13 protein-coding genes and 1 tRNA gene are annotated in these 20,547 nt (G+C 58.6%); 4 read left to right on the plus strand and 10 right to left on the minus strand.

The features are described 5' to 3' along the window. Positions 1-73: 73 nt before the first annotated feature. Together zipA and smc are read right to left on the minus strand one after the other, a co-directional pair. Complete coding sequence (gene zipA, locus MWU49_RS03710) at positions 74-988, minus strand: cell division protein ZipA (protein ID WP_246968323.1); 915 nt, start codon at positions 986-988, stop codon at positions 74-76. A gap of 69 nt (positions 989-1,057) precedes the next feature. After that, the gene (smc, locus tag MWU49_RS03715; RefSeq protein ID WP_246968326.1) at positions 1,058-4,555 is read right to left on the minus strand and encodes a chromosome segregation protein SMC; all 3,498 of its coding nucleotides are present in this window, start codon (positions 4,553-4,555) and stop codon (positions 1,058-1,060) included. A gap of 646 nt (positions 4,556-5,201) precedes the next feature. Between smc and cysZ the strand changes: the two genes are divergently transcribed. Beyond that, complete coding sequence (gene cysZ / locus MWU49_RS03720) at positions 5,202-5,981, plus strand: sulfate transporter CysZ (RefSeq protein ID WP_246968329.1); 780 nt, start codon at positions 5,202-5,204, stop codon at positions 5,979-5,981. Between the two features lie 451 nt (positions 5,982-6,432). Here cysZ and uvrB read toward each other — a convergent pair whose 3' ends face one another. Then, entirely contained in the window at positions 6,433-8,451 is a 2,019-nt protein-coding gene (uvrB, locus tag MWU49_RS03725) for an excinuclease ABC subunit UvrB (RefSeq protein ID WP_246968332.1), read from the minus strand. 1,353 nt (positions 8,452-9,804) lie between these two features. Here uvrB and MWU49_RS03730 point away from each other — a divergent pair. The 3 genes from MWU49_RS03730 (at position 9,805) to MWU49_RS03740 (ending at position 12,560) form a co-directional block, all read left to right on the plus strand. Beyond that, a complete protein-coding gene (locus MWU49_RS03730; protein WP_246968335.1) occupies positions 9,805-10,995 on the plus strand; it encodes a pyridoxal phosphate-dependent aminotransferase in 1,191 nt (396 codons plus the stop codon). 68 nt (positions 10,996-11,063) lie between these two features. After that, a tRNA-Asn gene (locus MWU49_RS03735) sits at positions 11,064-11,139 on the plus strand. Between the two features lie 542 nt (positions 11,140-11,681). Further along, positions 11,682-12,560: a glycosyltransferase gene (locus tag MWU49_RS03740; protein ID WP_246968338.1), complete on the plus strand. Its 879-nt coding sequence runs from the start codon at positions 11,682-11,684 to the stop codon at positions 12,558-12,560. Positions 12,561-12,594: 34 nt separating this feature from the next. Here MWU49_RS03740 and MWU49_RS03745 read toward each other — a convergent pair whose 3' ends face one another. The 7 genes from MWU49_RS03745 to wecB all read right to left on the minus strand — a co-directional run bounded on the left by MWU49_RS03745 (position 12,595) and on the right by wecB (position 20,544). Then, positions 12,595-13,422, minus strand: a complete 828-nt coding sequence (locus tag MWU49_RS03745; protein WP_246968340.1) for a glycosyltransferase — start codon at positions 13,420-13,422, stop codon at positions 12,595-12,597. 125 nt (positions 13,423-13,547) lie between these two features. Further along, positions 13,548-14,564 (minus strand): UDP-glucose 4-epimerase GalE, encoded by a 1,017-nt coding sequence (gene galE / locus MWU49_RS03750; RefSeq protein WP_246968342.1) that lies wholly within the window; start codon positions 14,562-14,564, stop codon positions 13,548-13,550. A 65-nt stretch (positions 14,565-14,629) separates the two neighbouring features. Beyond that, a complete protein-coding gene (locus MWU49_RS03755; protein ID WP_246968344.1) occupies positions 14,630-16,570 on the minus strand; it encodes a nucleoside-diphosphate sugar epimerase/dehydratase in 1,941 nt (646 codons plus the stop codon). A 140-nt stretch (positions 16,571-16,710) separates the two neighbouring features. Then, entirely contained in the window at positions 16,711-17,268 is a 558-nt protein-coding gene (locus tag MWU49_RS03760; protein ID WP_348646687.1) for a sugar transferase, read from the minus strand. Between the two features lies 1 nt (position 17,269). Beyond that, entirely contained in the window at positions 17,270-18,217 is a 948-nt protein-coding gene (locus MWU49_RS03765; protein WP_246968346.1) for an SDR family oxidoreductase, read from the minus strand. Continuing rightward, complete coding sequence (locus MWU49_RS03770) at positions 18,214-19,389, minus strand: glycosyltransferase (RefSeq protein WP_246968348.1); 1,176 nt, start codon at positions 19,387-19,389, stop codon at positions 18,214-18,216. Before MWU49_RS03770 ends, MWU49_RS03765 begins: the two co-directional genes overlap by 4 nt. A 9-nt stretch (positions 19,390-19,398) precedes the next feature. Beyond that, entirely contained in the window at positions 19,399-20,544 is a 1,146-nt protein-coding gene (wecB, locus tag MWU49_RS03775) for a UDP-N-acetylglucosamine 2-epimerase (non-hydrolyzing) (protein WP_246968350.1), read from the minus strand. Positions 20,545-20,547 lie beyond the last annotated feature (3 nt).

Here is a 20,547-nt window from a genome sequence, read left to right on the forward strand (position 1 = left end):
GCCTTCAGCAATTTCCGCCCTACGATTTTGCTTTTACGCGTGTTGCGTGCTGCGTGATGCATGCTGCGGCTTGTTACGCACTCGGTACCCGCTGGCGGCGTTCGAATTCCTGTACCCGCTGACGCAGGTGTTCCATGGTCTGCGGGGTCAGCACGCTGTGCTGTTCGTCTTTCAGTTCGCCGTTGAGTTCGCTCGCCAGGCGCTTGCAGATGGACAGCATCTTGTCCAGGGAACCGATGGCATCTGTCGGTCCCGGCAGCTTCATGAAGAAGGTCACGCCGGCAAAGGTCTTGTCTTCCATGGTATCCAGATCGAAGGTGCCCGGCTCCACGGCGTTGGCCATGGAGAACTGCAGCTGATCCTTGCCATCCACTTTCACATGGCGGTGGAAGATGTTCATCTGGCCGTAGCGCAGGCCGGATTCCAGCAACATACGCAGTAGCTCGTTGCCGGCAAAGGGCTCACCGCGACGGGCGATCAGATGCACCACGATCACTTCCAGCACAGGCTGGGGCTCACGGGGGCGTTCCGGCTGGCGGGCAGCCGGTTGCTCGACTCGCGGTGCGGGCTCAGGTTCCGGTTCAGGCTCTGGCATCGGGACAGGTTCGGGCTCCACATGGGCCAGAACTGGTTCAGGCTCTGCTTCAGGCTCGTCCCCGGAAAACAGGCTTTGCTGCTCTGCAGAACGGGCTTCGCTAACCGCTTCGTCCGGCTCCATCATGGTAGGGGGCAACACATCCGGTTCGGCAGGTTCCGGGTCGTCAGCATACACTGGCTGCTCACCACGACGGACCACCCGGGAAGTGCCAATCACCTCCGGGTTGTAATCCTCTTCGTCCTCTTCCTCTGGCGCATCCCGGAAGCGGGGATCGATGCGCATCCGCAGCTGCCCCTGGCGTTCACGGAACATGCGGCGCAACCCATCTGCCAGAATCAGCAGAATCAGGATTACCAGAATACCAATCAGAGTTTCCAGATTCAGGCCCATTGCCTCTTCTTCCTTGCTTGCGACGACAGGGTCATCGACACCCCATCATTTGCGCATGAAATTGGTCTATTACATCGCCGCCATTTCGGCCGCTTCTTCCACATCCACCGCCACCAGACGGGATACCCCAGGCTCATGCATGGTCACCCCCATCAGGGTAGCAGCCATCTCCATCGCAATCTTGTTATGTGTGATGTAGATAAACTGCACTTTTGCAGACATTTCTGAAACCAGGTTACAGAAGCGGCCCACGTTGGCGTCATCCAGCGGTGCGTCCACCTCATCCAGCAGACAGAACGGTGCCGGGTTGAGCTGGAAGATACTGAACACCAGCGACAGCGCCGTCAGCGCCTTTTCCCCACCGGACAGCAGGTGGATGGTGCTGTTGCGCTTGCCCGGAGGCCGCGCCATGATCGCCACCCCGGTATCCAGCAAGTCCTCGCCGGTGAGCTCCAGGTAAGCGTGGCCACCGCCGAACACCTTCGGGAACAGCTCCTGCAGACCACGGTTGATGCGGTCGAAGTATTCCTTGAAGCGCGCCCGGGTTTCCCGGTCGATCTTGCGGATGGCATTTTCCAGGGTCTTGAGCGCGTCTTCCAGATCATCGTTCTGACTGTCCAGATAGGTTTTGCGTTCCGACTGCTGCTCGTATTCGTCGATGGCCGCCAGGTTGATCTGGCCAAGGCGGGAAATTCGCTGGCCGATCAGATCCATTTCCTCGCCCCACTCCTTCTCGTTGGCCTCTTCAGGGAGGTTGTCGAGAATGGTCTTGAGGTCAAAGTTCTGCTCGGACAGTTGCTCCGCCACGGTCTGGCGGCGGGTGCTCAGGTCCTGCCAGTGCATTCGCTTCTGATCCATGGTGCTGCGGATTTCCTGGGCCTGGCGTTCGAACTGGCCGCGCTGGCCCTCGAGATTACGCATCTCGTGATCCACCGCTTCCAGCTCCCGGCGAGCCTCGGTGAGCTTGTGCTCCGCTTCCAGGCGCACTTCCAGCTTTTCTTCCAGCTGCATCTGCAGCTCGGCACCGGGCTCATCACCTTCGCGGGTCTGCTCTTCCAGCAGCGCCTTGCGCTCGGCCATGGCCTGTACCTGGGCTTCCAGACGAGACAGGTTCTGACGCAAGGAGTCCGCCTGGGTCTTGGCGCCCTGCACTTCCATGGCAATCTGGTGTGACTGGTCACGATCGTGACGGGCCTTCTGGCGGGATTCGTCCAGCCGCAGACGCAGCTCGTCACGGCGAGACAGCAGCCCCTCACGCTGGCCGCTGTCGGCTTCCATGAGGTCCAGCGCTTCCGCCAGCACCGCACGGGCCTCCTTCATCTGTTCCTGTTCCTGCTCGAGCTGCTCCTGGGTCTCTTCCATTTCCCGACCCAGCCGCTCGCGGCGCATGGTGATCTGCTCCAGACGCACCTGACGGGCACTGACCTGGGCATTGATCTCACCCAGGTCCCGGTTCAGACGGGCCGCCTGACGCTGCACTTCTTCGCGCTCTTCCTCCAGCTCACCGATCTGCTCACGGGTGCTTTCCAGCTGCTCCTTGAGCTCATCGACAGTGACCTGCAGGGTATCGATCTCGTCTTCCAGGCTTTCAAGCTCGCGACGACGCTCGAGGATACCGGCTTCCTGGTCTTCCTCTTTCGCCACCTTCAGCCAGTCCGGCCCCAGCCAGATGCCGTCCCGGGTGACCACGGACTCATGGGCCGCCAACTGGCCACGCAGGGTCAGCGCCGCATCCAGGTTGTCTGCCACGTAGACGCCGGCCAGCAGGCCTTCCGGTACTTGCCCGTCAACCTTGTCGCGCAACAGATCAGTGACACTGCCCTCGCCTTTCACGGACGCAGGACCAATCAGCGCCAGCCGGCCATGGCTGAGATCACCCAGCCAGTCGCTGACCTGATCCAGGCCGCTGATGGCCACCGCCTGCAGGGCGTCGCCCAGCACCGCTTCCAGGGCCTTTTCCCAGCCCTCAGCCACCTGTACCTGATCCGCCAGACGCGGCTCGTCATCCAGCTCGTGACGGTTGAGCCAGTCGCTGACCGCGCCATCATCGCCCATGGCCGCTTTCTGCAGGGCTTCCAGTGAGGTGCGACGGCCCTTCAGGGTCTGCAGCTTCTCACGGGCCTCTTCCAGCTGGCGGCCACGATCGCCGTTTTCACGACGCATCTGATTGATTTCTTCCTGCAGGGATTCGCTGCGCAGCTCACTTTCCTCGCCCTGGGCGCGGAACTGCTCCACCTGCTCTTCCAGCTGACGCATTTCCTGGGCCAACGGACCGGCATCCAGAGATTCCTGCTCTTTCTTGAGACGCTCAATGCGATCGTTCAGGCGCTCCTGGGATTTCTCCAGATGCTGGATGCGGGACTGTTCCACCTCAGCCTGCCGGCGGGACTCGCCAGACTTGCCGTTGAACTCTTCCCACTCCTGCTGCCACGCCTGCATGGCTTCTTCTGCCAGCGCCAGCGCCTCATTGGAGGCTTCCTGCTGTTCGCTGATCATCTCCAGTTCCGGCTCACGCTCGGCCAGAATGGCATCCAGCTCGGCCACCTTCTCGGTGTCCATCTTCAGGTGTTCGTCGGATTCACGGAAGCTGGCGTTGATCTGGTCCAGCTCCTCGTACAGCTGCTGCTTGCGCTCACGTTGGTTCTGGATGTTCTGCTCCAGGCGCGCCACCTCGGCACCCAGTGCATAGAAGTGCTGCTGCACCTCATTGAAGCGCTCCTGCACTTCATGGTGCTTCTCGCGCAGACGCTCCACTTCCGCGTCCACATGACGCTGCTCGGCGATCTTCGCCTCCATGGACACATCCAGCTCGCCGATCACGAAGTCCAGCTGCTTCACCTGATTATCCAGGCCTTTCCAGCGCAGTGCCTTGAGCTGGGCGCCTTTGAGACGCTCTTCTTCCTTCAGCTGTTTGTACTTCTCGGCGGCACTGGCCTGACGGCTCAGACGCTCCAGCTGACGCCCCAGTTCGTCACGGATGTCTGTAAGGCGCTCCAGGTTTTCCCGGGTACGGCGGATGCGGTTCTCGGTCTCGCGGCGACGGGCCTTGTACTTGGAAATCCCCGCGGCTTCCTCAATGTAGACCCGCAGCTCTTCCGGCTTGGCCTCGATCAGGCGGGAAATCATCCCCTGCTCGATGATCGCGTAGCTGCGCGGGCCCAGACCGGTACCCAGGAAGATGTCGGCGATGTCCTTGCGGCGGCACTTGGTGCCGTTGAGGAAATAGTTGGACTGGCCGTCCCGGGTCACCTGACGCTTGACGGAAATCTCGTTGAACTTGCCGTATTCGCCGGTGACGGTGGCATCGGAGTTATCGAATACCAGCTCGATGGAGGCCTGGGCCACCGGTTTGCGGGCATTGGAGCCGTTGAAGATCACGTCCGCCATGGACTCACCGCGAAGATGCTTGGCGGAGGATTCGCCCATTACCCAGCGAACCGCATCAATGATGTTGGACTTCCCACACCCGTTGGGCCCCACCACCGCGGTGAGGTTCTCCGGGAAATTGGTGGTGGTAGGGTCCACAAAGGATTTGAACCCGGCCAGTTTTATCGATTTCAGTCGCATAGTGTTTGCTTAAACTCGGGCCATCTGGCCAAAAATTGGGCGAAATCAATGACTTTCGCCGCCCACGGTTAGAGCGCAGGCATTAAAAGGAGTAAGTCTAGCGACAACCGCCCGCGAATTCATCAGGCGAGATACCGATAAAGCCGCTACAGGCTTCACGCAGCACGCAACATGCCAAAAACCCGTGGCAGTTTTACCGGATTTGATGATTTCCGGCTCCCGCCCCGGTTTTGTGGGAGCGGGGGGGCCACCGCGAAGGCGCAGAAGCGAGTTACGAGTGGCGAGTTGCGAAAGGCAAACACCGCCAGTAGAGGGTTTTGGGGGTTCGAAACTTGCTCCTCGTGACTCATAGCGTCCCTTTCCCTCGCCAAGGCTCGGATCGCTTGCAGGCATACCCTGACGAGCACAGAGAGCTCCTACAGCGGCTACGACACCGGCGCCTGCATCGCTGCCAAACAACCACACCTACAGCGCCCTTCCCTGTCTTGCAATTTTCCTTGCTGCTTGAAGCTTGAAGCTTGCCGCTTTTTCCCCACCCTGTGCAGCGCGGGGCCCGACAGGTACCATTCACCCCAACCCGTCTTCGCTTCCCTGCGTGTTGCATGATGCGTGCCGCGTGAAGCGTCTCTTTTTACAAGGATTGAATGTGTCCCAGATCGCCGATGCCATCAGCTACCTGAAACGCAGCCTGACCCTGGCCCGCAGCAAGGAACTGCGCCCCTACGTCATCATCCCGTTGATCTTCAACATCGTGGTGTTCGGGGGCCTGTACTGGGCGAGCGGCAGCTGGATCAGCGGCTGGATAGCCGCCTCCACGGCAGACTGGGCCTTCTCCGGCTTCTGGAGCTTCCTTAATGGCGCCCTGGAATTCGTGCTCGACGCCGCCATCATCCTGGTCTGGATTCTGCTGCTCGCCCTGTTCGCCAGCATCTTCTCTATCGGCGTGCAGCTGATCGCCGCTCCCTTCATGGGTTTCCTGGCGGAGAAGGTGGATTTCCAGGTCACCGGCCACCCCATGCCGGAGGAATCCATCCCCGCCATGATCGTGCGCACGTTCAAGCGGGAACTGCGCAAAACCTGGTACTGGCTGTGGCGCGCCCTGCTGGTGCTGTTCGTGGTGGGGGTTATCTACTTCATCCCGGTGATCAACGTCTTCGCCTCCGCCATCTGGTTCCTCTGGTCCGGCTGGCTGCTGGGCATGCAATACATCGATTTCGGCGCGGACAACCGCCAGGTACCCTTCGAAGTCATGCTGCAACGCCTGCAGAAGAAACGCTGGCTGGTACTCACCTTCGGCGCCATCGTCATGGCCCTGACCATGATCCCGCTGGTGAACCTGTTCATCATGCCGGTGGCGGTGATTGCGGGGACGCTGATCTGGGTGGAGCAACTCAGTGACAGTGAACAAGGAACAGTGAACAGTTAACAGCGGCGCGAGCCGCGCTTGCTTCATCTTCAAGCAAAGAGGCCGCGCCCAAACCATGGGTGCGGCCTCTTACGTTTGCAGACTTCCGATATAAGCACCCGTTATTCGCTTTGCTCGGTGAGGTGCGAATGGGAGCCTTGGCGAGGAAAAGAAATTTCCGCGCGTCACGCGGTTCGTCTCTCAAGCGAGACTCCTACACACCAAGCCTCAGCCCCAGTAGGAGCACCGCTCGAGGTGCGAACCTTGCGCAGCAAGGCATGGACCGTGGGGCGATCATACCCCCTGACTTACAAAACCACCTCCAGACAGTTAACAGCGGCGCGGGCCGCATCTATTCCATCTTCAAGCAAAGAGGCCGCGCCCAAACCATGGGTGCGGCCTCTTACGTTCCAGGAACCCCAAACGCTTAACGCGCACTGTTCACTGTTAACTATTCACTGTTAACTGCTCTCTACCGCATAAACCCCAACTCACGCAGCTGATGAATCTTGTCCCTCGTCGCCGCCGCGTCCTCGAACTCCAGATTCTTGGCGTGTTCCATCATCTTCGCTTCCAGCTTCTCGATTTCCTTGGCCAGCTGGGCCGGGGACATGGATTCGTAGGGTGAGGCTTCCTCGGCCACCTTCTTGTGCTTGCCCTTGCCCGCCTTGCGGTCGAACTGGCTGCCGCCGCTATCATCCATGATGTCGCGGATCTTCTTGTTGAGGGCCTGCGGGGTGATGCCGTGCTCCTTGTTAAAGGCTTCCTGCTTCTCGCGGCGGCGGTTGGTTTCCTCAATGGCCCGCTCCATTGAGCCGGTCATCTTGTCCGCATAGAGAATGGCCCGGCCATTCACGTTACGGGCGGCCCGGCCGATGGTCTGGATCAGGGAACGGTCAGACCGCAGGAAGCCCTCCTTGTCCGCATCCAGGATCGCCACCACCGCCACTTCCGGCATATCCAGGCCTTCGCGCAACAGGTTGATCCCCACCAGCACGTCAAACTTGCCCAGGCGCAGGTCGCGAATGATCTCCACCCTTTCCACGGTATCGATGTCCGAGTGCAGATAGCGCACCGCAATGCCGTGCTCGCCCAGGTATTCAGTCAGATCCTCAGCCATACGCTTGGTGAGCGTGGTTACCAGTACACGTTCACCCTTCTCGATGGCCTCCTTGGCCTCGCCCAGCAGGTCATCCACCTGGGTGCCGGCCGGGCGAATTTCGATCTGCGGATCCACCAGCCCGGTAGGTCGCACCACCTGCTCTACCACCTGGCCCGCGTATTTCTCTTCATAGGGGCCGGGGGTGGCCGACACGAACACCATCTGCGGCGCCAGCCGTTCCCACTCCTCGAACTTGAGCGGGCGGTTATCCATGGCGGAGGGCAAGCGGAAACCGAAGTTCACCAGGGTTTCCTTGCGCGAGCGGTCCCCCTTGTACATGGCGCCCAGCTGGGGAATGGTCACGTGGGACTCGTCCGCAATCAGCAGCGCATTTTCCGGCAGGTAATCGAACAGGGTCGGCGGTGCCTCACCGGGGGCGCGACCGGAAAACAGCCGGGAATAGTTTTCCACCCCGTTGCAGTAACCCAGCTCCTGCAACATCTCGATATCGAACCGGGTGCGCTGCTCCAGCCGCTGGGCTTCCACCAGCTTGTTCTGCTCCTTCAGCTCCTTGAGGCGCTCGTCCAGCTCTTCCTTGATCATGTCGATGGCTTTCAGCACCACCTCACGGGGGGTCACATAGTGGCTCTTGGGGTAGATGGTGATGCGGCTGACCCGCTTGATCACCTCACCGGTGAGCGGATCGAAGATGCTGATGGACTCCACCTCGTCATCGAACAGCTCGATGCGTACCGCTTCCTTTTCCTCTTCCGCCGGGAAGATATCGATCACATCCCCGCGCACCCGGTAGGTGGCACGGCGGAAATCCATTTCGTTGCGGGTGTACTGCAATTCCGCCAGACGGCGCAGCAAATCCCGTTGATCAATGCTGTCGCCCCGCACCAGATGCAGCACCATGGCGTGATAGCTGGCCGGGTCACCGAGACCATAAATCGCCGATACCGTGGCCACGATAATGGTGTCCGGGCGTTCCAGAATCGCCTTGGTGGCCGACAGTCGCATCTGCTCAATCTGCTCGTTCACCGAGGCATCCTTCTCGATGAAGGTGTCCGAGCTCGGCACATAGGCTTCCGGCTGGTAGTAGTCGTAGTAGGAAACGAAGTACTCCACCGCATTCTCCGGGAAGAATTCCTTGAACTCCCCGTACAACTGCGCCGCCAGCGTCTTGTTAGGCGCCATGATGATGGTGGGCCGCCCGGTCTGCTGGATCACGTTGGCCATGGTGAAGGTCTTGCCCGAACCGGTTACCCCCAGCAGAGTCTGATGCCCCAGGCCATCATTGATACCCTCAATCAGCTGGGCAATGGCCGTGGGCTGGTCACCCGCCGGCTGGTAATCGGAATGGAGCTTGAACAGGCTTTCAGACATGGACACACCCTGATATCCGCCCACCCGGTCGGGCAGGCAGCAAAATCGAACGATTCAAAATCGGCACGTATTGTAGCAGAGCTGGAATGGCAACGGCGTGAATTGCCCTTACCTCGCTTGGGCTCGGATCGCCTGCAGGCAGGCTCATACAGCGGCTTGTGGATGGGCGCTCCTACAGCAGCTCCTGCACCGGCCCAAATCCCACTGTAGGAGTCCCACTCGAGGGACGAACCGCGCGCAGCGCGGCGACCGCAGGGAGAGGGTTCAAGTTAGCGGGCAAGGGCGCAGAATCGAGTTTCGAGTCACGAGTTGCGAAAGGCAAACACCGCCAGCGACAGATTTTAGGGGTTCGAAACTCGCTTCTCGGCACCCGTAACTTTCTTTTACCTCGCAAAGGTTCGGGTTTGCGCCTCACCGAGCGAAGCGAAGGAACGCCTGCAAGGCGGCCCCGAAGGGGTGAACGTAGCGAATAACTGGCGCTCTTCAAGCACCTCTGGGCCCCTTACCTCGCCGAGGCTCGGATCGCGAGCAGGCTCGCTCCTACAGCTGCCTGACCACGCTTCTGATAACACACCAATGCCATCAGCACGGCATCCTCCCCGTTCGAGTGAGTCGAGGAACGGAAGGATCTGGCGGCGTAGAGCAAAAAACCTGTCTGAGCGGAGCGAGTCTTTTTTGCGTCCGCCAGATCCCCTTCTCAATCTGTGTAAGTACCGGAGTGTGCCTGCGGAGCAGGCCGAACGGAGTCGGGGTGGCGGGGAGTCCAGAGGGGGAGCCAGTTCCCCCTTTGGGCCCGTCCGGCGAGGACACGCACCTGTCAGAGTGCGATGACATATCAGCAGCCCGCTACATTGTAGCCAACCCGCTCAGGGCTGGACTGGTCCCAAAAGTCGGGGATTACCCACTGCTGTCCCACAGTTTCCTGAAGGTTCTGAGGAAGCGGAGGCGCTTTCTCTTGTGGGAGCTTGCTTGCAAGCGAATAGCCCTTGCCGCACCAACATTCGCCTGCAAGCAGGCTCCCACGAGACAGGCATCTGCTAGCGTCAAAATGCGGCGGCTTGCCTGCCTGACGGGTTCCGGACTTCGCTAAGTCAAACTGTGGGACAGCTGTCGGGGATTACCCATTCTGGTATGCCGCCTGGTTATAACAACCCAAAAAATCGCGGTGGAACCACCGCTCCCACAAAACATCGCACCTCCCCCACCCCTCTGTGGGAGCGGTCGTTCGACCGCGATACCCCCACCCTCCCCACAGGAAATACGGGACATTCCCGGCCAAGTCCGGTAAAATGCACGCCCCTTTCTGCGCCAAAAGCGCAGCCTATACGACTCTTTAAGACGAACGAGGAGTGCATGTCCGATATCAGCCTTTCCGACCGCGTACAACGCATCAAGCCGTCTCCCACCCTTGCCATCACCGCCAAAGCCGGTGAGCTCCGTGCACAGGGCAAAGACATTATTGGGCTGGGCGCAGGTGAGCCGGATTTCGATACCCCGGATCACATCAAGCAAGCCGCCATCGAAGCAATTAACGCCGGCAAGACCAAATACACCCCGGTCGACGGCACTCCTGGTCTGAAAAAAGCCATTATCGACAAGTACAAGCGCGATAACGGTCTGGACTACGAAGCAGGTCAGATCCTGGTGTCCAGCGGTGGCAAGCAGTCCTTCTTCAACATGGCCCTGGCCCTGCTGAACGACGGCGACGAAGCCATCATTCCGGCGCCCTACTGGGTGAGCTACCCGGACATGGTACTGGTTGCCGGCGGCGTCCCTGTGATCCTCGAAACTGACGTGAACAGCCGCTTCAAGATCACCCCCGAGCAGCTGGAAGCGGCCATCACGCCGAAAACCCGCCTGTTCGTGATCAACAGCCCGTCCAACCCGTCCGGCATGGCCTACTCCATCGAAGAGCTGGCCGCTCTGGGTGAAGTGCTGAAGAAGCACCCGAACATCATCGTCGCCACCGACGACATGTACGAGCACATTCTGTGGACCGGCAAGCCGTTCGTGAACATCCTCAACGCTACCCCGGAGCTGTATGACCGCACCGTGGTGATGAATGGTGTCTCCAAGGCCTACTCCATGACCGGCTGGCGTATCGGCTATGCCGCAGGCCCGCAGAAGCTGATCGCTGCCATGAAGAAAGTGCAGTCCCAGTCCACCTCCAACCCGGCCTCCATCAGCCAGGCAGCCGCCGAAGCGGCCCTGAACGGTGACCAGGGCTGTGTCGACGAGATGGTCAAGCACTTCAAGGAGCGTCACGACTACCTGACCGCGGCCCTGGATGCCCTGCCCGGCGTGAAATGCGCCCAGGGTGACGGCACCTTCTATGCGTTCCCGGACTTCTCCGAAGCCATCGCCAACATGGACGGCGTCGAAACCGACACCGACCTGGCCGCCCTGCTGCTGGAAACCGCCGAAGTAGCGCTGGTGCCGGGTTCTGCCTTCGGTGCACCGGGCTGCATGCGCCTGTCTTTTGCCGTTGGCATGGACACCTTGAAGGAAGCAATCCGCCGAATTGAGCAAGCTCTGGCTAAATAATCGGCAAACGCACCACGGGGGTATTGACGACCCCCGGGTGCGTCACTAGTATACGCGCCTCAAGACATTCCGCCTTAGCTCAGTTGGTAGAGCAAATGACTGTTAATCATTGGGTCGCTGGTTCGAGCCCAGCAGGCGGAGCCAAACAGGAAAGGCCAGTATCGTAAGGTACTGGCCTTTTTCTTTGCCCAATGATTGGTTGTCCTGCGGCCAACAGTTAATCATTGGTGAATTCAGTTGAATTCACCTAGTTCGAGCCCAGCAGGCGGAGCCAAATAAGGAAAGGGCTTACCCATCGGGTAAGCCCTTTTTCTTTGCCCCAATGATTGGTTGTCCTGCGGCCAACAGTTAATCATTGGTGAATTCAGTTGAATTCACCTGGTTCGAGCCCAGCAGGCGGAGCCAAACAAGAAAGGGGCTTATCCATCGGGTAAGCCCTTTTTCTTTGCCCAATAATCCCCCCCCTGCCGACCAAGGTTAATCAAACCCCTCCCCTGTAGGAGCCATGCTCGCATGGCGATCACGAGCCTCAGCGAAGTAAAGGGCATCACGAAACGGCACAATCACTTGCCCCCACCAACCTGCCCCCGTTTCTCGCACACATTACCCCTGCTAAACTTGCCCCTCACTTCTACCACCCGACCTGCCACTCACCTTTGTCAGACGGCTGCCGGACAAATCTTTATATGAGCAAAAGCACACCACCCATCTCTGTGATCATCCCGATATATCAGCACTGGGAACTAACAGAGGGCCTTTTCAAGGCACTGGATGAGCAGACGCTGCCCAAAGACCAGTGGGAGTGTTTTATCGTCGATAATAGTTCGGACATCGTCCCCAGTCAGGACAGCCTTCCAGATTTCGTTACCCTGCTCGAATGCCCCACCCCGGGCTCATACGCAGCAAGAAACAAGGCCCTGACGCAGGCCAAAGGAGAACTGCTGGTTTTCACCGATGCCGACTGCCAGCCCGAAGCCACCTGGCTAGAGAAAATCTGGACAACCTATCAAGCCCAATCTACACCGACATTAATCGCAGGCGGAGTGACGGTTAAACGATTCAAGCCGGGCAAGCCTAATGCTATCGAAGTGTACGACACGGCACTTGGCCTTCCCCAGGCGCGCTACATCAAGGATGGCTGGGCTGTAACCGCCAACCTTTCAATTCCCCGAAGCGTTTTCGAGCAAATCGGCACATTCGATGACCAGCGCTTCTCCGGTGGGGATAGTGAGTTCTGTCTGCGCGCCAAAGCCGCAGGCACCACTCTTGTCTATCTCCCTGAAGCGAACGTCAACCACCCAGCCAGAAACAGCTGGAAAGAGATCACAACAAAGATGAAAAGGGTCAGAGGTGGGCAAGTGCTGGTGGGCCCCGCCCAACAAAGAGGAAAGTATCTACTCAAAACACTTTCCCCCCCGATCAGAGGAGCGCTTTACGCCATCAACAGCGGGAACATCTCCCGCAGCCAAAAGTGGACGGCGCTTTGGGTAATCGCAGCCTTGTGGGCTCTGAATATCTGGATCACCATCACTCTGATGGTGACAGGCAAGATGGAGCGTCAGTAGCGACCACCACAAGGATCAGAGCAGCCCCGGGAAGTTAATCTGCCGATTTGAAATACGTGTCGATGGCACGCAAAGCGTGATCATTGCCGCACACAGGTATGCCGAAATAGCCGGCGACCTTGTTGCGAATCCTGATTACCACCCGATGAAACAATGAGTATCCGCGGGCGAGATTATCCATTTTCAAGCCGCCCTCGATCTCGACCATGAAAATGTCATCCAGCAGGGACGGCAACACCCTTACCCTGGCACCTTTGAGCTGCAGCAATCTGGAGAACCAGAGGTCATCTGACGTTGGAGCCACACTCAGATAATCATCATTGTGAATATCAGCTTCACGGAAAAAAGAACGGGAAAGCACCGCACCACCGCCAAAAGTCACCGCAAAGTCACTCTCCATACAGACAGGCTTTCTGACAATAGGCCAGTACAGATATGAAATTGCGCCACCCCAGGCGTTACGTTTCACTTGTCTTACTCTGGGGGCAATGACCTCGTTCGGAAAACGCTCAGACGCATCAAGCATTTTTTCAATCCAGCTCCTGCCGTAAAAGATATCGTCATCAGCAGTGATGACAACATCATCTTCTGATGCTTCCCGAAGCGCGGGGATAAGCTTTCGGTAAGGCCCTGTATTGTCCACCCACCTCACGGCTATCCGGTCACGATCCTTGACTGGAATAGACTCGATTAGCGTTTGCAACTGCTCCCCATCAGAAATCCCCTTATCAAGGAGATAGGGGGCGGCAGAAACCCAGAGATTAATGCGGTCAGGCATTCGCGTTTGCATCAATATGGATGCGAGAGAAATTCTGCAAACTTCGAGCCGCTGCAGCGTGGTCGTGAGGTTAACGGTGATCATTCATACCTCGGCAAAACATTCTGACGGAAATAAAACCGCCACTTTCCCCGTCAGGGTGTAACGCTCTTCTGATGAACGTGACAAATAAGGGGCAACTAGCCGGCTAAGTAAGCAGAGCGGGAGAGTTACGCATCATAGCCCCCAGGATTTTTTTCCTGCCAGCGCCAATGATCTTCGCACATCTGATCGATACCCCGTTGAGCCTTCCAGCCCAGAACCGCTTCTGCATGTGATGTATCCGAATAGCAACTCGCCACATCACCGGGTCGACGCTCAACAATCTGGTAAGCCACCTCATGACCAGAGGCTTTTGAGAAAGCATCAACCATCTCAAGTACGCTGTAGCCTTGCCCGGTTCCAAGATTGGTGGTCAACAGCCCGCCCCGTTCGGCCAGCCGCTCCAACGCAGCCAGGTGCCCAGAGGCAAGGTCCATTACATGGATATAATCTCTCACCCCTGTCCCGTCCGGGGTCGGGTAGTCTCCACCAAAAACGCTCAGCATGTCCCGCTTGCCAACGGCTACCTGGGCAATATACGGCATCAGATTATTCGGAATACCACTGGGGTCTTCCCCTATCTCACCACTTTCATGGGCCCCCACCGGATTGAAGTAACGAAGGATCGCCAATTTCCAGCTGTCATCAGAGCGATAGAGGTCTCGCAGCATATCCTCGATATGTAATTTTGTTGCCCCATAAGGGTTTGTCGCAGACAAGGGGAAGTCTTCGCGAATTGGGACCGAGGCTGGATCACCATAAACCGTGGCAGAGGAACTGAAGACCAGGGTTTTCACCCCTGCCCTGTCCATTGCCTCCAGCAAACGCAGACTTCCCGCCACATTACAGTCGTAATAGCGCATGGGTTCAGACACAGACTCACCCACAGCCTTCAAGCCAGCAAAATGGATGACCGCAGTGATCGCGTGATCGGTGAACAGCTGGTCGAGGAGCTTTTCATCGCGGATATCTCCCTCGATCACGGTGACCGTCTTACCAGTTAACCGTTCCACACGACGCAGGGACTCAAGACTGCTGTTGCTGAAATTATCCAGCACCACCACCTGATAGCCCGCTTCAAGTAGCAGAAGAGATGTATGAGAACCGATATAACCGGCACCGCCGGTAACAAGAATACTTTCCAAAACCCGCGCGCTCCCCTTTCAGGAATGAATGTGTGAAAAGAAATCAGGGGTACCCAAACACATTATCAACGCCCCGAAACACTTGGTAATGCACGTGTCTGCAGGCTTTCCAGGGACTTTTCTCCACTGCTTCCAGGTTGAAAACCTTCCACATACTGGCACAACAACATCTGAATCCGCTCGCCATCCCATGCTTCAAGCGCTTGCCTGAAGTTAGCCAGGGCGTCCTGCAGCGCCTCCCAGCCGAGATACTCCTCGGAAGCCTGCATGATCATCTCGTGTTCCGTCTTGACACTGCACTCCCCGATCAGCAGTTCCTCATAAAGCTTCTCGCCAGGACGCAACCCTGTGAAGGTAATCGCGATGTCCCCATCAGGATTTTCCTCGTCCCGCACCGTCAGGCCCATCAGATGGATCATGGTAGTAGCCAGATCCAGGATCCTTACCGGCTCGCCCATATCCAGCACGAATACCTCACCGCCCTTTGCCATGGCACCGGCCTGAATCACCAGCTGGGACGCCTCGGGGATAGTCATGAAATAACGGATCACATCAGGATGTGTGACCGTCACCGGCCCACCCTTGCTGATCTGCTCGCGGAACAGCGGGACAACGGAGCCGGAAGAGCCCAGCACATTACCGAATCGCACCATGGCAAAAATGGTCTTCTCACTCTTTTCTGCCATGCCCTGCAGGACCAGCTCGGCAAAGCGTTTGGTGGCGCCCATGATATTGGTGGGGCGTACTGCCTTGTCGGTAGAAACCAGGATAAAGTGCTGTACGCCTGCGGCCTCAGCCCCCTGAGCCGCCGCCAACGTGCCCAGAATATTGTTCCGGACACCCGCCACGGGGTTCTCTTCCACGATGGGCACATGCTTGTAGGCAGCAGCGTGATACACCGTATCAATGCCATGATGGCGACACAGCCGCTCAACGTGCTCACGATTCACTACCGTACCGAGTTCAGCGATCACTTCCACATCCAGCCCTGCCGCCGTGGCAGCTTCTTTCAGCTCCCGCTCGATCGCATAAAGGCTGAATTCACTCTGCTCGAACAGCACCAGTTTAGTGGGCGACAGGTTCAGTATCTGCCGACACAGCTCGCTGCCAATGGAACCACCCGCACCGGTCACCAGCACCTGCTTGTGGCTGATACAACGATGCAGCAAATCCTGCTGTGGCGGCACCTGGTCGCGGCCCAGCAGGTCTTCGATGGCCACATCTCTCAGCTCTTCAAGCTTGGCGCGGCCGCTGGCCATGTCATTAAAGGAGGGAACGGTCTGCACACGAACGTTGAGGGTTTCCAGCCAGCGCACAATTTCCATCTTGTCCGCACGCCGGATGGAAGGCACCGCCAACAGTACCGCCGACACACGCTCGCGTCGAACCGCTTTCTCAAGGCCGGCCCGATCCACCACCGGCACCCCCGCGATCAGCGTGCCACGTTTACTGGGCGAATCGTCCACCACCAGTGCGGGGAAAAACTCCGCACTGGAGCGCAGTCCGGTCACCAGCTGGGCGCCGGCGTCACCCGCCCCGAAGACCGCCACAGGCTGCCGAACATAGGCACTACCCAGCACATTCAACAGGAAACGACGAATCAGAAAACGGCTGCCCGCCAGATAAAGCACCGCCAGCGTGCCCCAGATCACAAACACCGATCGGGGAATCTCGATGGCCTGCAACAGGAACGACAGTGCAGCCAGGCCGAGCATACTGGCGCCAATGGCGTACAGCACTGCCCAGGCCACCTCTGAGCCCAGATAGCGGACCACGGATTTATAGAAGCCGAAGAAGAACAGGAGAGGAACCGCAAACGCGGGAGCCGCCACCAGCATCCAGGGATCCTTGATGGGCGGAACCCAGTCGCCATACCGCAAGGCATAAGCCGCCCAGATCAGCGCTGGCATGGCCAGCGTATCCGCCCCAATCATGATGCAACGCTTGGCAAAACGAGAGAGGGTGACCAGCCTGTGGGCAGAGGGATAAAGCAGCTTTCTCGACATCAGCGTCCCATGTTTCTGTCAATTCCAAAGCCGGCAACCGCGCTCACTCCAGAACCCGGCATCAGCCTGTAGGGATTATAAGCGAATTCGCCGGATATCCAATTGTCCGCGCGAGCAACAACCCCTGTCTTAACAATATGTTATGGCTTCTTGGCCGCATCGCCACTGCCAGATCCGGTCACCGTCATGACAATGTACTTGAAGTAGTCCACCACCGTCAGGCTATCCAGCATCTTGCGGTCAGTCTCTGCCAACAGCGCCGGCGTGGACATATCGATATTGCTCACCTGCGCCAGCCCGGTGATGCCCGGGCGCGCAGCGTAGACGTCCAGACGGCTGCGCTCGGCGGTCAGCTCTTCCTGGTTGAACAGCCCGGGGCGCGGGCCCACCAGGCTCATTTCGCCCTTCAGCACATTCCACAGCTGGGGCAGCTCATCCAGCTTGGTCTTGCGCATGAAATGCCCGAGAGGGGTAATCGCGGACGCATCCGCCAAATGAGAAGCCACCGAGGCCGTATCCGGGCGCATGGTACGGAACTTCACCAGAATAAAGGGCTTCTGGTGGCGCCCTACCCGCTCCTGACGGAACAACGGCGAGCCGGTATCGAAATAGCCCAGCACCAGCAACACCAGAAATACCGGGAACCCGAACACCAGCCCGGCCAGAGCAAAGACAAAATCCAGCAATCGGATCAACACACTAATTCCCTTTTTGGTATGGCCCGCAGCAACCCTGCAGGCCCTCATCAACAGTATGGGGCGGCGCCCATCCCAGCGTATGCTGTGTAGCGCTCATATCTACCTGTAACGACCCCAGCAAGCGGTCAGCCACCGCCTGTTTGCCCAGCAGGGTTGCCCCCAGGCGAAGCAGCGCGGGGGGAACAGGCAACAACCGGGCAGGCTTGCCAAGCGCAGCCCCTACCCGCCGCAACAGCTCTGCGGTGGAGAGATCGTCCCCATCGCTGACCAGAAACACCTGTCCCGCAGCCGCGGGATGATCCAGACATACCCGGATCAGATCCACCAGATTCGCCAGCCCCACCAGGGAGCGACGGTTGTTCACCCAGGCCAACGGCAACGGCAGCCCCTTCAGCACCACCTTGATCATGCCGACGAAGTTGCCTTTCACACCCGGACCGTACACCAGCGGCGGGCGAATAATCACTACTTCCATGCCGGTCTCGGCGGCAAGGGCCGTCAGCGCCTGTTCCGCCTCATGCTTGGAAATCCCATAGGCATCTTCCGGTGCAGGTGCAGTCTCTGCGGTAAAGGGGGCTCCGGGTTGTGTCGATTCACCATTCACCTTGATGGAACTGATGAACACAAACCGTTTCACGCCCTGCTCGGCCGCACGGCGAGCGATCGACAGGGAGCCTTCCACATTCACGGCCCGATAAGCCGCCAGCGGATCCACCGCTTCATCGGCCATCACATGGGCCCGGGCAGCGGTATGCACCACCACATCACACTCAGCCAGCAGCGGCGCCAGCTGCTCATCATCCAGCCCGGAGACCACGCACAGCGGATAAGGGGCTGCAAACTGCCGCCGCACAATCCCGGTCACCGAGCATCCTGCGGTCTGCAAACGGCTGGCCAGCGCCTGGCCAAGGAACCCATTGGCTCCGGTAATCGCCACTCGCAGGCTCATGACGTCACCCTGCCCAGCACCAACCTGTTCAGATGCGCCACAAACACATCGAAACCCAGTGCCGCCTTCAAATCCTCACGTTGCAGATCAAACCCGGCCTGATCCACCTCACCACGCTCCACCAGGCGGAAAAAGTCGGCCAATGCAGACACCTCCGGCTCAACCACACAGCCGAGACGGTTCGCCGCCACCCATTGGGCCACACTGGTGGCCTTGCCACACACCGCCAGAATCAGAGCACCGGAAAACACATAGGATGAGGTCTTGCTGGGGAAGGCAAAGCGGGTCACCTCATCTTCAATCGGCAGCAAGGCCCACTGGTAATCCACATTCAACTGGGCCGCGGCCGAGGCCGACACCTGCCCATGGTAGGTCACCCGCTCCGGGAAACGCGCCGCCAGCTGTTCGATGTCCGCACTGAACACCCCACCGCCGGCAAACGCAAACGACAACTGGCCGCCATCCTTCAGGTACGCGTCGATCGCCTCGACCACCAGCGGGATGCGTTGAAGCCGCCCGGCGTTACCACAGAAAGAGAATCCCGGGATCTTCTCCTCGCGCTCCTGCACACCGTCAAAAGACACCGCCGGGTTGCTCAAAAGATGAATCGGCGCCCGCGTCCTGGACCGGGACAGGATCTCCGTCTTCATTTCTTCGGTGAGCGTCAGCAACTGCCCTGCGCGGCGCATCACTGCGCTATCCATACAGCGCAGAAAGCGAAACAGCAGACGATTGACCGGGATCACCACATTGGTGGCCTCGGGATGGATATCCTGGAGATGATAGGTATAGGAGGCGCCGAACAACCGCGCATAGAGCATGACGATAATGGGCACCAGCACCGGCGGATCAGTGGAAACGTAGACTTCCCTTGGCCGGGTCTTCAGCAAACAGAACGCCACCCACAGCATGAAAAACACCGCGTCCAGAATACGGGCCAGAATACTGCTGCCCGACGTGGACCAGGCCTTGCCGGGGAAGAATTCCACTCCCTTGCCACGCTGGTGCTCACTCAGCTGCGAGCGGATATCGGCGTGATCCTGCATGATCACACAGACCCGGTGTTGGTCCGCCGCGCCTTCCGCAAAGCGCAATAGCGCCTCACCGATTACGGGATAAATCGGCCAGAAACTACGGTTGATAATGGCGATATCCGCCCTGCCCTTACCCATCAAGACGCCTTACCAGTCATAGCGACTGAATTCGTCCATATTGCGCCAGTGATTGGCCAGACGAGCCGTGCCGGTAATCAGTCGCACCACCCGCTCAGAGGTATTGCGCACCTTGTAGGCTTCCGGAATTTCGCGCTCGGTGCCGGAAAACACCTCGCGGCTGGCCGTGGCAATCCGCACCCCTTCCACCAGGCTGTCCTTGTCCAGCCCGGTCAGCGCGATAGCACCGGTATCCAGCGCTTCAGGGCGCTCAATGGAACGACGCAAGGTTACTGCCGGGAAATCCAGCACCGATGACTCTTCACTGATGGTGCCGCTGTCACTCACCGCACAGAACGCGGTCATCTGCAGCCGGTTGTAGTCAAAGAAACCGAACGGCTTGAGGAAACGGATATCACCACTGGCATCGGCAAGACCGAGCTTTTCCAGCCGGTTACGGGTACGCGGGTGAGTGGACACTACCACCGGATAACCAAAGGTGTCGTGCAGGGACTGCAACGCTTCCACCACCTGCTTGAGATTCTCCTTGCTGTCCACGTTCTCCTCGCGGTGAACGCTGACAATGAAGAACTTGCCGGCCTCAAGACCAAGGCGCTCCAGCACGTCGGACTTCTCGATGTCCGGCAGACAGTGCTCCAGCACTTCGCGCATGGGAGAACCGGTCAGGTAGATGTAACGGTGAGACAGGCCTTCACTCAGCAAATGACGGCGGGCATGCTCCGTGTAAACCAGATTGAAATCCGCCAGGTGATCGACCATCTTGCGGTTGATCTCCTCCGGCACATTAGCATCAAAGCTGCGATTGCCCGCTTCCATATGATAAGTGGGAATCTTCATGCGCTTGGCCATCACCGTGGCAATGGCACTGTTGGTATCGCCAAGTACCAGCACCGCATCCGGCTTCTCCTGCAACAACACCTCTTCGGTCTTGATCAGGATTTCACCCAGGCTACGCCCCAGCGTAGAGGTGTCCACATTGAGAAAGTGGTCAGGCTTGCGCACCCCCAGTTCCTCAAAGAACACATCATTGAGTTCGTAATCGTAATTCTGGCCAGTGTGCACCAGCTTGTGGTCCACCACCTGGTCCAGCGCTGCCATCACTCGAGACAGACGAATAATCTCGGGGCGGGTACCCAGCACCGTCATCACTTTCATTAA

The organism is Alcanivorax sp. S6407 (assembly GCF_023016115.1).
Taxonomy (GTDB): Bacteria; Pseudomonadota; Gammaproteobacteria; order Pseudomonadales; family Alcanivoracaceae; genus Alcanivorax.